Below are 16,324 nucleotides of genomic sequence, written 5' to 3'. Positions count from 1 at the left end.
AAAGAAGGGGCAAAATAAAAAGCAGCAAAACAAATTTATCAATAAGTACAGACATAAACCCCACCCTTCCCGAAATTACTTTAAGTATACCTTATTATGCATAAAATGTCATGACAAATGTCACTTCCGCTCCTGACACAAGACACTGTAATGATACAGCAGGATCATGTATAGTAAAATTATCAAATGAAAGGGGTGGAATTATGGAACAGTCTGTCATCGAAATAAAAAATTTAGTTAAGAGATATAAGGATCTTCTGGCACTGGATCATTTAAATATGGAGGTCAGGCAAGGAGAGGTTTTTGGACTTCTCGGGCCGAACGGTTCAGGGAAGACCACAGCCATCAACTGTATACTGGGACTCTTATCCTATGATAAAGGGGAGATCAGAGTTTTCGGGAAACCTATGGAAGCCGATTCTTATGAGAGCAAAAGAGAAATCGGTGTGGTCATGCAGAATGTTGCAGTCTTTGATGAACTTACGGTTGTTGAAAATATTGATTATTTCTGCGGACTTTATGTCAGAGACAAGAAGGAGAGAAAGAGGCTTGTGGAAGAGGCTGTCCAGTTTGTGGAACTGGAAGAATTTCGGAAGTTTTACCCGCCAAAACTTTCCGGAGGCCTGTTAAGACGCCTCAATATCGCCTGCGGCATTGCCCATAAACCAAAATTGATCTTTTTGGATGAACCGACCGTAGCAGTTGATCCCCAGAGCCGCAATAAGATTCTGGAGGGGATTCTTGAATTGAACCGGCAGGGGACGACTGTCGTTTATACCTCTCATTATATGGAGGAAGTGGAGCAGATCTGCAGCAGGATACTGATCATGGATAAGGGGCGTCCGCTGGCTACAGGCACGAAAGAGGAACTGAAGCAGATGATCAAAATGGGAGAAAAGATCACGGTGGATGTATCTGACCTAAAAGAAGAGGAACTTCAGGCAGTACGTAATATGAAACATGTATTCCAAGCGGATTACACGGACGGAAAACTCTATGTGCAGTGCAGCGGGGGCAGTCACAACCTGGTAAATGTTCTCGGATACCTGTCTGAAAGAGAAGTTTCGTTCGGCAGAGTTTATTCGGAGCTTCCCACATTAAATGACGTATTTCTGGAGATCACAGGAAAACAGCTGAGAGATTAGGAGGGGAAACTATGTTTTGGCATTTATATAAATATCATTTCAAAGCATCCATTAGAAATAAGTCCGCTATTTTTTGGAGTTTTGCATTTCCTCTCATACTTGCTACCCTGTTCTATTTCGGATTTGGAAATCTTTTAAACGATTCGGAGGAACTGAAACCAGTCCCGGCAGCAATTGTGGAGACGAAGGCGGCAAAAGATGCGGAAGGATTTAAGCAGACTGCGGCAGAGCTTTCAAAAAAGGGGGAAGATCAGCTTCTGAAAGTGAAGTACACATCTTTGAAGAAAGCCGAAAAGCTGCTCCAAGACGGAAAGATTGACGGCTTTTATACTCTGGGAGACAACATAAGGCTTACAGTGAAAGAAAATGGCATCAACCAGACGATTTTAAAAGAGGTCAGCGATCAATATATCCAGATGAATCATATGGTACAGCAAACGATAAAAGAACACCCGGAAGGGATGGAAAAACTGGTGAAGGCGATATCACAGAATATGGTAGAGAATCAGCAGATCAGTCTGGGGAATGAAGATGCCAATATGATGGTGCAGTATTTTTATGCGCTGCTTGCCATGGTATGTCTCTACGGAGGTTTTCTGGGACTTCAGAGTGCCCTCCATGCTCAGGCGAACTTGTCGGATATTGCGGCCAGAAAAGCAGTTTCTCCGGCAGATAAGCTGAAAAGTACAGCAGCTGATTTCCTCGTAGGCGTGACGGTACAGTTTTTGGCATTCCTGGTGGCAATCGGTTATATGCGGCTCTTTCTGAAAATTGATCTTGGAAGTCAGGCAGGATTTATTTTGCTGGCAGGATTTATCGGATGTTTTACCGGGGTGTCCATAGGGCTGTTCATCGGTTCGATCGGCCGGATGTCCAGGGATACAAAAAGCGGGCTCAACATAGCCATCAGTATGTTTTTCTGCTTCTTCAGCGGATTAATGATAGGAAACATGAAAGACATCGTGGAAAAACATGTACCGCTTTTCAACAGAATCAATCCGGCAGCACTGATCACGGACTGCTTTTACAGCCTGAATATTTATGATGACCTGTCAGTTTATTTCAGAAGCTGCATTTCACTGATCATAATTTCTGTTTTATTTTGCCTTGGGAGTTTTTTCATGATGAGGAGGAAAAAATATGCAAGTATTTAAATGCTTTTTTAAAATTGTCAGAAGTAAAAAACTCGCAATGTTTATATATGCCGGAATCTTTTTCGTACTGACCATCTTATTTTCAAGCTTCGGTAAAGACAGCAATACCGGATTCCAGACAACAAAAATTAATGTTGGCATTGTAGATCATGATAAAAGCACGGCTTCCAAAGCTCTGAAGACATTTCTCTCAAATGAACAAAATGTAAAAGACATAAAAGATGAGAAGAAAACAATGCAGAATGAATTGTTTTACAGGAATACAGAATATATTCTGATTCTGCCGAAAGGATTCGGGGAGAGCCTGTTAAGCCAAAATAAAAAGGTACAAATAGAAAATGTAAAGGTTCCCGGCTCAACCAGCGGATATATGATTGACGAACAGGTAAATAAGTTTACTAAGATGGTGAGGAGCTATCTGGCCGCAGGGTTTTCAGAACAGCAGGCGGTGGAGAGGGCTGAAAATACATTAAAGTCATCGGCACGGGTGAACCTGCTGGGAAACAAAAAGGCCGGCGAACAGAGCAATACCTCGTATTATTTTCAGTACCTTGCCTATATCTTCATTGCCCTGATCACAGTGGCAGTGAGTCCGGTATTCATGGTCTTTTATAAAAAAGATATCAGAAGAAGAAACCAGTGCTCCGCGGCTACAGAACGATCCAGGAATCTTCAGCTGGCGCTTGGGACACTGACGGCATCCGTGGGCTGCTGGCTGGTGTTTATGCTGCTGGCTATGGCGATATACCGGGATGAGATTTTTCAGGGCAATCTTTTGTTGTTTATGCTCAACAGCCTTATGTTCATGGGCGTTTCGGCAGGCATCTCTTTTCTTGCGGGGCTTCTCGTCACTAATGATGACGCACTCCAGGGGGTAGTAAATGTGGTGTCTCTTGGAAGTGCATTCCTTGGCGGAGTGTTTGTACCGCTTGAGTTTATGAGCAAACAGGTACTGACTGTTTCAAGATTCCTTCCGACCTATTGGTATATCAGATCCAATAAGCTGATCGACCAGCTGGATGTTTTTGATATGAGCCATATATGGCCTGCAATGCAGGGAATCCTGATTCAGGCGGGATTTGCCCTGGCACTGTTTGCGGCGGCCATGCTTGTGAGCAAACAGAAGAGGATTGTTTAGAAAACACCAGACAAAAAGGCTGCAGACATATCCTGAACGATTGTCTGCAGCCTTTTTAACAGGAAATCAAAAGACAGGTTTACTTTGCTTTTTCGGCAAATGTATTGTCAACCAGTTTATCGAATGGGACGGAGTCATCTAATTCTCCTGCGTTTTTCAGGATATCCTGAAGAAGGGCAAACCCATCTTCACTGAACACAGGATTTTCTTTATAGGTATCCTGATCCTTGTAGCGCTTGATGATGGTGATCAAATCGTTTTTCGATACGTCGGGGAACTGTCCGCCGATGACAGCTGCAATCTCTTCCGGCGTATGTTTATTTACGTATTCCTGGCCTTTTTTGATGGCATTGGTAAAGCCCTGTATGATTTTTGGATTCTTTTTGATATAACTCTTCTTTGCACAGTAGGTCGTATAAGGAACAAACCCGCTTTCCACGCCTATGGATGCGGCAACATACCCCGCACCCTGTGTTTCGAGGGCGGTTGCATTGGGTTCAAATTCCACGGTAAAGTCTCCTGTGCCGCCGGAAAAGGCCCCGGATGTGTTGGCAAAGTCGATGTTTTGGACCATCTTGATATCTTTTTTCGGATCGATTTTCTGTTTCTTCAGAACATACTCAAAGATCATCTGAGGCATTCCGCCTTTTCGTCCGCCGATCACTTCCTTGCCCTTGATATCGTTCCATGAGAAGTTTTTGATCTTTTTTCTGGAAACGAGGAAGTTGCCTGCACGCTGGGTAAGCTGCGCAAAGTTGACGGCATAGTCCTGGTTTCCTTCGTTGTACTGATAGATGCTGGCTTCCGGTCCCATGAAGCCGATGTCTGCATTTCCCGAGATCAGAGCGGTCATACTTTTATCCGCACCGAATCCTGTATCCACTTTCAGGTCGATACCTTCGTCCTTGAAATATCCTTTTTCAATGGCTACATACTGGGGAGCATAGAAGACAGAGTGGGTAACTTCGTTTAAGGTGACTTTGGTGAGCTTTTTTGTCTCTTTTTCGGATTTAGATGTTCCGCATCCGGACAAAACGCCCAGAGCCAGTACAGAGGACAGAAACGCGGCAGCAAGTTTTTTTACTTTCATAAAAACTCCTAAAAAATACTTTATTTCTTAGAGTATGCACGGCAGAAAAATCGGTGCAAATCTTCTTTACTTTAACGCGCTGATGTTGTATATTAAAACTAATCAAGCATCGAAAAGTCGAAGCAGGAAAAGGAGCAGCATATTATGAGCAAAAAGATTAAGACAGAGGCCGCCAAACGGCTGTTTCAGGCGATTCTTACGCTGGAGACAGAGGAAGAGTGTTTTACTTTCTTTGAAGATTTATGTACGGTGAACGAATTGGAATCCCTGGCACAGCGTTTTGAAGTGGCTTCCATGCTCAGGGAAAAACATACGTATCTGGAAGTGGCAGAAAAGACGGGAGCATCCACGGCTACGATCAGCAGGGTCAACCGTTCTTTAAACTACGGAAGCGACGGATATGATTTGGTATTTAACAGAATGAAGAAATAGGCTTTCGCCTATTTCTTCATTTTTTTCTCTTTCTTTTCTTTTTCCGGACTGTCAGTATAGAAATTGTCGATCATTTTCTCGATCAGCTGTTTTTTCGCATAAATATCATAGCACAAAAGTGTGATGAAGGAAAAATGCTGAAGCAGATCCCGGTCCTTTTCGTCTTCCACGAAAGCAAAAGATTCCCTGGCCTTTTTCAGGTCATCCGCTACGGATTCCGCGATCACCGGCTTCTGTCTGTGTTCCAGCTGATAAATCTCCTCATAGATATCGAAAAACGACAGTTCTCTGTCATCGTCATAAAAGTGGTTTTTCAGCGGGGCCAAAAGAGACTTGATATCTGAAATAGACATGAAGTTTTTCAGGTAATAGATATAGATTAAAAGAATCATATGATTTCTGGAGTATTTCTTTTTGCTGGAAGGCGGCAGCAGATCATTCTTTGAATAATTATTGATCATTGTTTTGGTGAAAATCTTATCTCCCTGAAAACGGGTGGAATTTTTTAGTTCTGTGTCCATAAAAGTTGTGATCTGGTCCATATAAAGGTCGATATTTGGAATATCTTCCGGTAGTATATAGTCTAATTCCAGCCACTTTGAAAGCTTTTCTTTTAAATCATCCATACATCGTCCTCCTTGATTGTATGATAACTACATTATACGGTTTTTTAAACTATATGACAAGTCTCTGACATGACATTTTCCGAAGGATTTTTGTTTTGAAAGCGGGGCATAAAAACTCAGGCACATTTATCGCTTCTTTGTTTTGACCGGATGTAGTATAATAGTAGTTAGTCTTACCGGAAAGGAAGGTTAAACAGAAGTAGAACAGAAGCAAGAAAGGATATTACATATGAGCATATATGATACATTGAATGAACAGCAGCGGGAAGCCGTATTTTGTACGGAAGGGCCTCTGCTTCTGCTGGCCGGCGCAGGCTCAGGCAAGACAAGGGTCCTGACCCACAGGATCGCCTATCTGATCGAACAGGGAGTAAATCCCTATCACATCATGGCGATAACATTTACCAATAAAGCAGCCAGAGAGATGAGAGAGCGTGTGGATGCCCTGGTGGGTTCCGGAGCGGAGCATATATGGGTCAGCACGTTTCATTCTACCTGTGTCCGCATATTGAGGAGACATATCGACAAGCTTGGCTATGACAACAGTTTTACCATTTATGACAGCGATGACCAGAAGTCTTTGATCCGGGGCATCTGCAAACAGTTTAAGGTGGACACAAAAAGTCTGCCGGAGCGTGCCGTGATGAATGCAATCTCCTCAGCGAAAGATGAGTTTATGACACCGGGAGAATACGAAACCCGGTATAATTTTGATTTTAAGAAAAAGAAAATTGCAGAAATCTACAAGGAATACCAAAAACAGCTGAAGGCCAACAATGCCCTGGATTTTGATGATCTTTTATTTAAAACAGTAGAGCTGTTTCAGTTTCACCCTGAAGTTTTGGACTATTATCAGGAGCGCTTCCGCTATATTATGGTGGATGAGTACCAGGATACAAATACCATCCAGTTTCAGCTCATCAGCATGCTGGCGAGGAAGTATCAGAATCTCTGCGTTGTAGGAGATGATGACCAGTCTATCTACAAATTCCGGGGTGCAAATATCAAAAATATTTTAAACTTTGAGGGCGTATTTCAGGATGCCGAAGTGATCAAGCTGGAACAGAATTACCGCTCCACAAAGAACATTCTGAATGCCGCCAATGAAGTCATCAGAAACAATAAGGGCCGGAAAGAAAAAGCCCTTTGGACAGAAAATGACGACGGAGATACGATTGTATTTCACCAATATGGGACAGAATATGAAGAGGCGGGACAGATCGTCGAAGAGATCGGCCGCCTGGCAAAAGATGGAGTGGACTATAAAAATATCGCGATTCTTTATCGGACCAATGCACAGTCCCGTATTTTTGAAGAGAAATTTATGATCAAAAATATTCCATACCGGATCGTGGGCGGAACGAACTTCTATCAGAGAAAAGAAGTAAAGGATGTGATCTGTTATCTCAAAGCTGTGGATAACGGCCTTGACGATCTGGCAGTGAAAAGGATCATTAATGTTCCCCGGAGAGGGATCGGCGCGACAACCATCGACAAGGTTCAGACCTATGCGATCGAGCAGAATATAGGGTTCCTGGATGCATGCTTTCAGGCAAGACAGATAGAATCTCTTGCCAATGCAAAGAGAAAGATCGAAAAGTTTTCAGAATTGATCGCAGACTTTAGGGAACAGGCACAGAAGGGAAGTCTTGAAGACCTGTTTCACTATATCTTGGAGGAGACAGGGTACGTAACCGGTCTTGAGGCCGAGGGAACGGAAGAGGCCATGGCCAGAATAGAAAACATTAATGAACTTCTGAACAAAATCGTTGCCTATGAAGAGACTGCGGAGGAACCCACACTTTCGGGGCTGCTTGAGGAAATCGCTCTGGTAGCAGATATCGACAGTCTGGAAGATTCAGACAACAGGGTAATTCTCATGACGCTCCACAGTGCAAAAGGGCTGGAGTTCCCTTATGTATTCATCAGCGGAATGGAGGACGGAATTTTCCCAAGTTATATGACCATAATTTCTGAAGACCAGGAAGAACTGGAGGAGGAGCGGAGGCTTTGTTATGTGGGCATTACCAGAGCCAAAGATCGCCTTTATCTGAGCGCTGCAAAGCGCAGAATGATGCAGGGAAGAACTCAGTTTAACAAGGTGTCCCGTTTCATTGATGAGATCCCGCAGGAACTTTTAAAGCTGGATTACGGCGTTAATTTGAATGATAAGCGGCCGGATCATGATATTTTTTCATCCAACCGGAGGACTCAGTTCAGAAAACCGTTCCAAAAACATCAATTTGCAGAACCAAAGGCAGAGTCGCTCTCTTATGGAAAAGGTGACCGAGTGAGCCATATCAAATTCGGCCAGGGCACTGTCATGGAAATCGTCTCCGGAGGCCGTGACTATGAGGTCACGGTAGACTTTGATAAACACGGTGTAAAAAAGATGTTTGCTTCCTTTGCAAAATTAAAGAAAACCGAGCAAAATTAGAAAAAAGATTAGTAATGAAACGGGATAAGTGATATAATAAAAAAAACACATAAGAAAGGGTGAATGACATGAAAAGTTTTGACGATTTACTAAGCGCGGCAAAAGTATCAGACATTATGCACAAGAAAGACAAAGATGATAATAAAATTGTCTGGGCTCTGGCAATCATCGGTGCAATCGCAGCAGTGGCAGGGATTGCGTATGCAGTCTACAAGTATTTGACTCCAGATTACATGGAAGACTTTGATGATGATTTCGATGACGATTTTGATGATGATTTCTTTGAAGATGAAGATGATATAAAGTTATCTGCAAAAGAGGAAGAAGAATAAAATTTACAGAAGGCATCTCAGCTGTGAGATGCTTTCTTTTTTTGTTTCTTAGAAAAGACTTTGTCAAGCGAATGCTTAAGGAAATCATTTGACTGCGTCAAAATATAAAAATTTTTTTAAGAAAGAATGTAGAAGCCAGCGGCAAAACGTGACACAAAGCGCGCAGTTATGCGGTTTAACCCGGTTTTAAAAAAATACAAAAAAGATGTTGACTTTTGCGCGCCTGTCCAGTATAATAAATCTTGCTTGTGAGAAAGACGGCAGCCAAACAACAGCAGTTTTGGAAAGTCTTTCAAGAAGGAATTACATATCGGGGTGTGGCTCAGCTTGGCTAGAGCGCTTGATTTGGGATCAAGAGGTCGCAGGTTCGAATCCTGTCACCCCGACTTTGCGGGTGTAGTTCAATGGTAGAACTCCAGCCTTCCAAGCTGATCACGTGGGTTCGATTCCCATCACCCGCTTTCGCTTTGCGAAGCATAGTATATATATTTATGCATATGAGTCTGTAGCTCAGCTGGATAGAGCAACGGCCTTCTAAGCCGTAGGTCATGGGTTCGAATCCCCTCAGGCTCGTTTTATTTCGCTCTTTTGAAATAATAATTTTATAGTTCATGTTTATGGTGGGTATAGCGCAGTTGGTTAGCGCGCCAGATTGTGGCTCTGGAGGCCGTGGGTTCGAATCCCATTATCCACCCTTTTTGTTTTATTAATTACAGGACTACTGGATTTCCTGAAAGATAATGGGCTATCGCCAAGCGGTAAGGCACAGCACTTTGACTGCTGCATTCGCTGGTTCGAATCCAGCTAGCCCAGTACGGGTGTGTAGCTCAGGTGGTAGAGCACTTGACTTTTAATCAAGTTGTCCGGGGTTCGAATCCCCGCACGCTCACTAGTCATCTATCGTTTATAGTATAGGTGGCATTTTTTATGCGGATGTGGCGGAACTGGCAGACGCGCTAGACTTAGGATCTAGTTCTTCGGAGTGCAGGTTCGATTCCTGTCATCCGCATTCATTTAATTTTACAGGCTGAAAAAACAGAACGGTACATTTGGATGGAATGTACCGTTCTGTTTTTGTTTCAGAGGTACTTATGAACATACGGCTGCATGCTTTGACCGGTTTTTGAAAAATCAGATTATTAAAATCAATTATTGAATTATCAGTTTTAAAAGCACTGCATATACTAAGAATCAGAAGACAACAAAACGGGCAGGAACCGGGAAAACCGAGGTCAGAAAAATGAACTTCTTTTAATAAGAAGAAATCAAAAAATCTGACCTCTTTTTTGTGGAAAACAAAAGAGTAGTATAAATTGCATAAATAAGTATATGGATTTGAGGAAAATATCAGACAAAACGTACAATAATAATTGGTAGAACCAAAGAAAATTATATTTCAAGAGTAAAAAAAGTAATTTTTCGCGAAAAATTTCGTAAAAAATAGGTTAATTTTTAGAATTGACAAAGCAATATAGGAGTATTATACTCACTACAAATTTAGGAAAGGAGGAGCAGTCGATGAGTTTATCGGAGAAATTGATGGAAGAACTTGTGAGCAGGACAGCGTTCACCATTCCTCTCTTCGGCGGGATTCCGGTACCGGAATCGGTTGTCGTCACATGGGGTATTATGGCTTTTGTCATCCTGCTGTGCCTGATCTTTGTGAGAAATTTAAAGCTTGTCCCCACAAGAAAGCAGGCCTGCATTGAGACTGCGGTGGGAGGAGTATACCGGTTTTTCCACGGGATTCTGGGCGACGAAGGAAAAGGCTATATCCCGTATCTTGCGACAGTCGGAATTTATCTCGGCCTTTCCAATTTGAGCGGTCTGGTCGGACTGACACCGCCTACGAAGGACATCAACGTAACGGCAGGGCTGGCGGTCATGAGCATCGTGCTGATAGAATATTCGGGAATCAGGAAAAAGGGTTTTAAGGGGTTCATAAAGAGCTTTGCCGAGCCTGTTCCGTTTATCGCACCGCTTAACGTGCTGGAAGTCTTCATAAGGCCTCTGTCGCTGTGTATGCGGCTCTTCGGAAATATTCTGGGTGGATTCGTCATAATGGAACTCTTAAAGATCGTAGCGCCGATTCTGGTGCCGATCCCGTTCAGTTTTTATTTTGACGTATTTGACGGACTGATTCAAATGTATGTGTTCGTTTTCCTGACGGCCATCTTTATGAAAGAGCTGATGGATTAGAATAACAAAAACAATCAATTATAGTATAAGGAGATGTAGATTATGTCATTAGTAGCATTAGGAGCAGGTATTGCAGTATTATCAGGTATTGGAGCAGGTATAGGTATCGGAATCGCCACATCAGGCGCAACAGATGCGATCGCAAGACAGCCGGAGGCAACAGGAGAGATCAATAAGACGCTGCTGCTCGGATGTGCGCTTGCAGAGTCAACGGCAATTTATGGTCTGGTTGTTGCAATCATTATCATGTTTGTACTTTAAAGAGAGCTTGGAGGCGGTATAGGTGTTAACATTTAACTCAGGACTCCTGTGGACGTTCGTGAATCTCATTGTGTTTTTCCTTATCTTAAAAAAGCTTCTTTTTCAGCCTGTTATGGGCATGATTGAGAAAAGGGAACAGATGATCAGCGGACAGATAGAGGACGCGGAACAAAAAAATACCCAAGCCGGGCTGCTGAAGGAAAAATACGAGGCCGAGCTTAAAAACGCCAATCAGGAGGCGGCTATGATCGTAAAGACAGCTAAGGAGCGGGGAAAAGAAGAATATGAGAAGATTTTAAGAGATGCCGGTGCGGAGGCGTCCAAAATAATTGCGGACGCAAGTAAAACCATCGAGACAGAGCGGGAAAAAGCAGTGCAGGGAATACAGAATGAAATTGCCCAGGTGGCGATCGCGGCGGCTTCCAAAGTGATTCAGGAGAATGTTGACCAGGCATCGAATGAAAAAATACTGGATGATTTTTTGAGAGAAGCGGGTGCAGGCCAATGAATGAGCTGACAGATAATTATGCAAAAGTATTTTTTGACTTAACGATCCCTGAAGAGTACATCCATGAGACGAAAAGGATCTGCAGTGAGTGTCCGGAATTCGTGAAGGCACTGGCAAGTCCGGTAGTTACAAAAAAAGAAAAACATGCAGTCATTGAAAGAGTGATCCCGGGACCGGTGCAGAGCTTTTTTAAGGTTGTCACAGACAACGGTGAGGCAGACAGCATCTTTGAGATATTTGCATCATATGATGAATTGGTTCTAAGAAAAAATAAAGTAGTCAAGGCAGTCTTTGCTTATGTCACCAAACCGGATGACAGGAAAATTGAAGACATAAAAAATATGATCTGCCGAAAATATCATAAAACAGGCGTAAATCTGCAGCTGAAAGAAGACCCGTCATTAATCGGCGGATTCATTCTGACTGTAGGTGATGATGTATATGACAGAAGCGTGAAGGCTTCCATTACAAAATTACAAAACAGCCTTGTGCGGAGGTGAAACAGTTGGGCAATATAAATCCGGAAGGAATTATTTCCGTTTTAAAAAGTGAGATAGAAGATTATGAGAATAAAATTGAGGTGCAGGAGGAAGGAACCGTTATCCAGGTAGGCGATGGTATTGCGACCGTGCATGGTTTAAACCATGCGATGTACGGGGAACTGGTAGAGTTTGAGAACGGTACCAGAGGCATTGTGCAGAATCTGGAGATGAAGACGATTGGCTGTGTGCTGCTGGGAAGTGATCACGGGCTGATTGAGGGGTCCAAAGTCGTCAGAAGCGGCAAGCGTGCCGGAGTACCGGTCGGGGATGCTTTGGTCGGACGTGTGGTTAATGCGCTGGGCGCTCCGATCGACGGAAACGGACCGATCAAGACCGATGGGTATCTCCCGATTGAGAGAGAAGCGGCGGGAGTCATCGACAGAAAATCCGTAGACGTACCGCTGGAGACAGGGATCCTTGCCATTGACGCAATGTTTCCGATCGGACGGGGACAGAGAGAACTGATCATCGGTGACCGTCAGACCGGCAAAACGTCCATTGCTGTGGACACAATTTTGAACCAGAAGGGCAAAGACGTCATCTGTGTGTATGTAGCTATCGGGCAGAAAGCATCCACTCTGGCTAAAATTGTTTCCACACTGAAGAAGCATGATGCCATGGACTATTCAATCGTCGTATCCGCATCGGCAAGCGATGTGGCTCCGGTCCAGTATATCGCGCCGTATTCCGGCACGGCCATGGCAGAGTATTTCATGGACAAAGGAAAAGACGTTTTGATCGTCTATGACGATCTGTCCAAACATGCGGTAGCTTACCGGGCCATGTCTCTGCTCTTACAGAGGCCGCCGGGACGGGAAGCATATCCCGGAGATGTATTCTACCTTCATTCAAGGCTGCTTGAGCGTTCATGCAGGCTGAATGAAGAACACGGAGGAGGATCCATTACGGCGCTGCCGATCATTGAGACTCTGGCAGGCGATGTATCTGCCTATATTCCTACCAATGTCATTTCCATCACAGACGGACAGATATTCCTGGAGAGTGATTTGTTCTTCTCCGGAATCCGGCCGGCGGTCAATGTGGGTCTGTCCGTTTCCCGCGTAGGAGGGGCGGCACAGACGAAAGCGATGAAGAAAGTTTCGGGAAGTCTGAGAATCGACCTGGCCCAGTTTCGGGAAATGGAGGTCTTTACCCAGTTCAGTTCAGATCTGGACCCGCAGACAAAGGAACTCCTTGATCATGGAAACAGGCTGGTAGAATTATTGAAACAGCCGCTCTATCATCCGATGAGCCTGCACAAACAGGTTATTCTTTTATGTGCAGCCAACCATCGTCTGCTCATGGATGTTCCGGTGAATGAGATCAAATCTTTTACAGAAGATCTTGTATCATTTTTTGAGGCTAAATATAGTCAGCTGGTCAGAGAGATTGATGAGAAAAAGGTACTGACCGATGAGGTAACGGAACAGATCGTTCAAGCAGTAAAAGAATTTAAAAAGTAGGTGAGCATACATGGCAAATATGACAGAAATCCGCTCCAGAATGAAAAGCATTCAGGAGACCATGAAGATCACCAACGCAATGTATCTGATCTCTTCCACAAAGCTTAGGAAGGCAAGGGAGAAGCTGGATGCCACGGCCCCATATTTTGAACTGCTCCAGTCGACAATCAAAGATATTCTGTTTCATTCACCGGACATTAATCATACCTTTTTTGACCAGAGGAAAAAGATAAAACCGGAAGATAAAAAGCGGGGTTATGTGGTCATGACGGCAGACAAGGGGATGGCTGGAGCCTACAACCATAATGTGCTGAAGCTTGCACAGGAGCGTCTGGCACAGGGAAATGACAATACCCTGTTTGTCATCGGCCAGATGGGAAGGAAGTATTTTACGAAAAAGAATGTCAGGATAGACATGGAGTTTCTTTATACCGCTCAGGACCCCAGCATGTGGCGTGCCAGAAATATTGCGGAAACATTGGTCGATCTTTACCGGAAGGAAAAACTGGATGAGATCTATATTATCTATACAAAGATGGTGACGCCTTTGAAGGCAGAGCCTGAAATTATCCAGATCCTGCCGCTGAAACGGCAGAGTTTTGAGGAAATGAATGTGGAACTCGAAAAGTATCACAAGATTGCCGATTATTCTCCGTCTCCCAAAGTAGTGATGGACCATTTGGTGCCCAACTATGTGAAAGGACTGATTTACGGAGCCCTGGTAGAGTCATTTTCCAGCGAGCAGAATGCGCGTATGATGGCGATGCAGGGGGCTACGGAAAGTGCAAAAGACATGATCAGGGAGCTGTCGCTTTTGTATAACCGTGCCAGACAGGCGGCAATCACCCAGGAGATTACAGAGATTGTAAGCGGCGCGAAAGCGTTTCAGAAGAAATAAAATTGATTTAGTCATAGAAAGAATTGTGGTGAAGATATGGAAAAGGGAAAAATCGTACAGGTTTTAGGTCCAGTCGTGGACGTGGAATTTGACGGCGGGTATCTTCCGCTGATCAAAGATGCGCTGACGGTAGAACTGGACGGCAAAAAACTTGTCATGGAAGCTGCCCAGCATATGGGGAACAACATTGTCCGCTGTATCCTGCTCGCATCCAGTGAAGGTCTGTCTAAAGATATGGAAGTGACAGCCACGGGAGCAGGGATCACGGTTCCGGTGGGCAGGCAGACACTGGGCAGAATGTTTAATGTGCTGGGACAGAATATTGACGGGAAAGAGCAGGTCGAAGGAGAAGAGCAGTGGGTCATTCACAGGGATCCTCCTACATTTGAGGAGCAGAGCCCGGTCGTAGAGATCCTGGAGACAGGAATCAAAGTCATCGACCTCCTGGCACCTTATGCAAAAGGCGGTAAAGTCGGATTGTTCGGCGGTGCCGGAGTGGGTAAAACGGTGCTGATTCAGGAGCTGATCCATAACATCGCCACGGAACACGGCGGATATTCTATTTTTACCGGGGTGGGAGAACGCTCCAGGGAGGGAAATGACCTGTGGACAGAGATGAATGAATCCGGGGTTATTGACAAGACAGCCCTCGTGTTCGGGCAGATGAACGAACCGCCGGGAGCCCGTATGAGAGTGGCGCAGACCGGTCTTACGATGGCAGAATATTTCAGAGACAGGGAGCATCAGAATGTGCTGCTGTTCATCGATAATATTTTCCGCTACGTACAGGCAGGTTCCGAGGTGTCTGCACTGCTTGGCCGCATGCCTTCTGCCGTCGGCTATCAGCCGACGCTGGCCAATGAAGTCGGAGAGCTGCAGGAGAGGATCACGTCCACGAAAAACGGATCGATCACCTCTGTGCAGGCCGTCTATGTGCCTGCGGATGATTTGACGGACCCGGCTCCGGCAACTACCTTTGCCCATCTGGACGCCACCACGGTGCTTTCCAGAAAGATCGTGGAACAGGGAATCTATCCTGCGGTAGATCCGCTGGAATCCACATCCAGAATTCTGGAAGCGGAAGTGGTGGGAGAAGAACATTACGAAGTTGCAATGCAGGTTCAGGAGCTTCTCCAGAAGTACAAAGAGCTTCAGGATATCATTTCTATCCTCGGTATGGAAGAACTGGATGAAGACGATAAACTCGCAGTTTACCGTGCCCGTAAGATCCAGAAATTCCTCTCACAGCCGTTTCATGTGGCAGAGAATTTTACCGGCATGAAGGGCAAATATGTGCCGGTGAGCGAGACCATCCGCGGATTTAAAGCCATTATAAGCGGAGAGATGGACGAATATCCGGAAAATGCATTCTTTATGGTGGGAACCATTGATGAAGTCATTGAGAAGGCAAAGAGTGAAACGGCCAGGGAAGCGTAAGAAAGAGGGATGAGCATGGGAAAGACCTTTTATTTGGAAATTACGGCCAGTGACCGGAAGTTTTATAACGGTGAATGTGAAATGATGATCTTTCCGGCGATCGACGGGCAGCAGGGCATCCTGCCCAACCATGAGTCCATGGTGACCGCTGTGAAGGCAGGAGAACTCAGGTTCAAAGTAAATGGTGAGTGGAAAGAAGCTGCCGTGGGCGATGGATTTGTTGAGATTATGCCGGAATTCGTCGTTCTTTTGGCAGACACGGTGGAATGGCCGGATGAAATTGATATCCGGAGGGCAAAAGAAGCAAAAGAACGGGCCCAGGAGAGGCTCAGACAGAAGGAAAGCCAGAGAGAGTACTATCACAGCAAGGCGGCGCTTTCCAGAGCAATGGCAAGGCTTAAAGTGACAGGAAAACATTTATAAGGCAGAATTCGATGCCGGAGGTCGACAACAATTAGTTGACAAGCCAAAAAGAATCCGCTATTATAAACTTTAATAAAAGGGAGTAGCTGGCGAGCAAATCGTTTGCGGTGTCGTCAATCTCGATGAAGAAATTCATCCGTATCGTAATGAAACAGCGAGACTTTTATTGCACGAAAGATGCAGTAAAAGTCCCGCTGTTTTTTTCGTCGGAAAAAGAAAGAAAATACATATAGAAATGG

The 16,324-nt window shown here is 44.5% G+C and carries 16 protein-coding genes and 7 tRNA genes; 21 read left to right on the top strand and 2 right to left on the bottom strand.

What is annotated here, in order from left to right; translation table 11 throughout:
• Positions 1-203 precede the first annotated feature (203 nt).
• Genes DWV34_RS03970 through DWV34_RS03960 form a run of 3 tightly spaced genes read left to right on the top strand, consistent with a single transcriptional unit; the run spans position 204 to position 3,437 of the window.
• Positions 204-1,145 (top strand): ABC transporter ATP-binding protein, encoded by a 942-nt coding sequence (locus DWV34_RS03970; RefSeq protein ID WP_006568959.1) that lies wholly within the window; start codon positions 204-206, stop codon positions 1,143-1,145.
• 11 nt (positions 1,146-1,156) lie between these two features.
• Positions 1,157-2,299, top strand: coding sequence for an ABC transporter permease (locus tag DWV34_RS03965; protein ID WP_009290436.1), 1,143 nt, complete (start codon positions 1,157-1,159; stop codon positions 2,297-2,299).
• Positions 2,286-3,437 carry an ABC transporter permease gene (locus DWV34_RS03960; protein ID WP_118475515.1) on the top strand — a complete coding sequence of 384 codons (1,152 nt, stop codon included), beginning with the start codon at positions 2,286-2,288 and terminating at the stop codon, positions 3,435-3,437. Before DWV34_RS03965 ends, DWV34_RS03960 begins: the two co-directional genes overlap by 14 nt.
• Before the next feature lie 79 nt (positions 3,438-3,516).
• Here the strand turns inward: DWV34_RS03960 and DWV34_RS03955 are convergent, their stop codons facing one another.
• Positions 3,517-4,527 carry an ABC transporter substrate-binding protein gene (locus DWV34_RS03955; protein WP_006568956.1) on the bottom strand — a complete coding sequence of 337 codons (1,011 nt, stop codon included), beginning with the start codon at positions 4,525-4,527 and terminating at the stop codon, positions 3,517-3,519.
• Positions 4,528-4,671: 144 nt separating this feature from the next.
• Between DWV34_RS03955 and DWV34_RS03950 the strand changes: the two genes are divergently transcribed.
• Positions 4,672-4,959 (top strand): YerC/YecD family TrpR-related protein, encoded by a 288-nt coding sequence (locus DWV34_RS03950; RefSeq protein ID WP_006568955.1) that lies wholly within the window; start codon positions 4,672-4,674, stop codon positions 4,957-4,959.
• Positions 4,960-4,967: 8 nt separating this feature from the next.
• On the opposite strand, the gene DWV34_RS03945 is transcribed toward DWV34_RS03950, so the two are convergent.
• Positions 4,968-5,585: a DUF1836 domain-containing protein gene (locus DWV34_RS03945; protein WP_006568954.1), complete on the bottom strand. Its 618-nt coding sequence runs from the start codon at positions 5,583-5,585 to the stop codon at positions 4,968-4,970.
• Between the two features lie 229 nt (positions 5,586-5,814).
• Here DWV34_RS03945 and pcrA point away from each other — a divergent pair, with 229 nt between their 5' ends.
• The 17 genes from pcrA to atpC all read left to right on the top strand — a co-directional run bounded on the left by pcrA (position 5,815) and on the right by atpC (position 16,085).
• Entirely contained in the window at positions 5,815-8,022 is a 2,208-nt protein-coding gene (gene pcrA / locus DWV34_RS03940) for a DNA helicase PcrA (protein WP_009290440.1), read from the top strand.
• A gap of 68 nt (positions 8,023-8,090) precedes the next feature.
• Positions 8,091-8,354 (top strand): hypothetical protein, encoded by a 264-nt coding sequence (locus DWV34_RS03935; RefSeq protein WP_006568952.1) that lies wholly within the window; start codon positions 8,091-8,093, stop codon positions 8,352-8,354.
• A gap of 311 nt (positions 8,355-8,665) precedes the next feature.
• Positions 8,666-8,740 (top strand) — tRNA-Pro (locus DWV34_RS03930).
• Positions 8,741-8,744: 4 nt separating this feature from the next.
• Positions 8,745-8,815: transfer RNA gene (locus DWV34_RS03925), tRNA-Gly, on the top strand.
• A gap of 38 nt (positions 8,816-8,853) precedes the next feature.
• Positions 8,854-8,927: transfer RNA gene (locus tag DWV34_RS03920), tRNA-Arg, on the top strand.
• A gap of 47 nt (positions 8,928-8,974) precedes the next feature.
• Positions 8,975-9,048 (top strand) — tRNA-His (locus DWV34_RS03915).
• Positions 9,049-9,095: 47 nt separating this feature from the next.
• Positions 9,096-9,167, top strand: a tRNA-Gln gene (locus DWV34_RS03910).
• A 3-nt stretch (positions 9,168-9,170) separates the two neighbouring features.
• Positions 9,171-9,243 (top strand) — tRNA-Lys (locus tag DWV34_RS03905).
• 40 nt (positions 9,244-9,283) lie between these two features.
• Positions 9,284-9,363, top strand: a tRNA-Leu gene (locus DWV34_RS03900).
• A 509-nt stretch (positions 9,364-9,872) separates the two neighbouring features.
• On the top strand, positions 9,873-10,553 hold the full coding sequence (locus tag DWV34_RS03895) for a F0F1 ATP synthase subunit A (RefSeq protein WP_006568950.1): 681 nt from the start codon (positions 9,873-9,875) through the stop codon (positions 10,551-10,553).
• A gap of 42 nt (positions 10,554-10,595) precedes the next feature.
• Entirely contained in the window at positions 10,596-10,814 is a 219-nt protein-coding gene (atpE, locus tag DWV34_RS03890; protein ID WP_006568949.1) for an ATP synthase F0 subunit C, read from the top strand.
• Between the two features lie 22 nt (positions 10,815-10,836).
• Positions 10,837-11,322: a F0F1 ATP synthase subunit B gene (gene atpF, locus DWV34_RS03885; RefSeq protein WP_006568948.1), complete on the top strand. Its 486-nt coding sequence runs from the start codon at positions 10,837-10,839 to the stop codon at positions 11,320-11,322.
• Positions 11,319-11,822 (top strand): ATP synthase F1 subunit delta, encoded by a 504-nt coding sequence (atpH, locus tag DWV34_RS03880; RefSeq protein WP_009290444.1) that lies wholly within the window; start codon positions 11,319-11,321, stop codon positions 11,820-11,822. The genes atpF and atpH overlap by 4 nt, the downstream gene beginning before the upstream one ends.
• A gap of 5 nt (positions 11,823-11,827) precedes the next feature.
• Complete coding sequence (gene atpA / locus DWV34_RS03875) at positions 11,828-13,327, top strand: F0F1 ATP synthase subunit alpha (protein ID WP_009290445.1); 1,500 nt, start codon at positions 11,828-11,830, stop codon at positions 13,325-13,327.
• Between the two features lie 10 nt (positions 13,328-13,337).
• Positions 13,338-14,225, top strand: a complete 888-nt coding sequence (gene atpG, locus DWV34_RS03870) for an ATP synthase F1 subunit gamma (protein WP_006568945.1) — start codon at positions 13,338-13,340, stop codon at positions 14,223-14,225.
• 36 nt (positions 14,226-14,261) lie between these two features.
• Positions 14,262-15,662 carry a F0F1 ATP synthase subunit beta gene (atpD, locus tag DWV34_RS03865; protein WP_006568944.1) on the top strand — a complete coding sequence of 467 codons (1,401 nt, stop codon included), beginning with the start codon at positions 14,262-14,264 and terminating at the stop codon, positions 15,660-15,662.
• A 9-nt stretch (positions 15,663-15,671) separates the two neighbouring features.
• On the top strand, positions 15,672-16,085 hold the full coding sequence (gene atpC / locus DWV34_RS03860) for an ATP synthase F1 subunit epsilon (protein ID WP_006568943.1): 414 nt from the start codon (positions 15,672-15,674) through the stop codon (positions 16,083-16,085).
• Positions 16,086-16,324: the final 239 nt, after the last annotated feature.

The organism is Anaerostipes sp. AF04-45 (assembly GCF_003461725.1).
Taxonomy (GTDB): Bacteria; Bacillota; Clostridia; order Lachnospirales; family Lachnospiraceae; genus Anaerostipes; species Anaerostipes caccae.
This window is presented reverse-complemented; position numbering and strand designations above follow the sequence as displayed.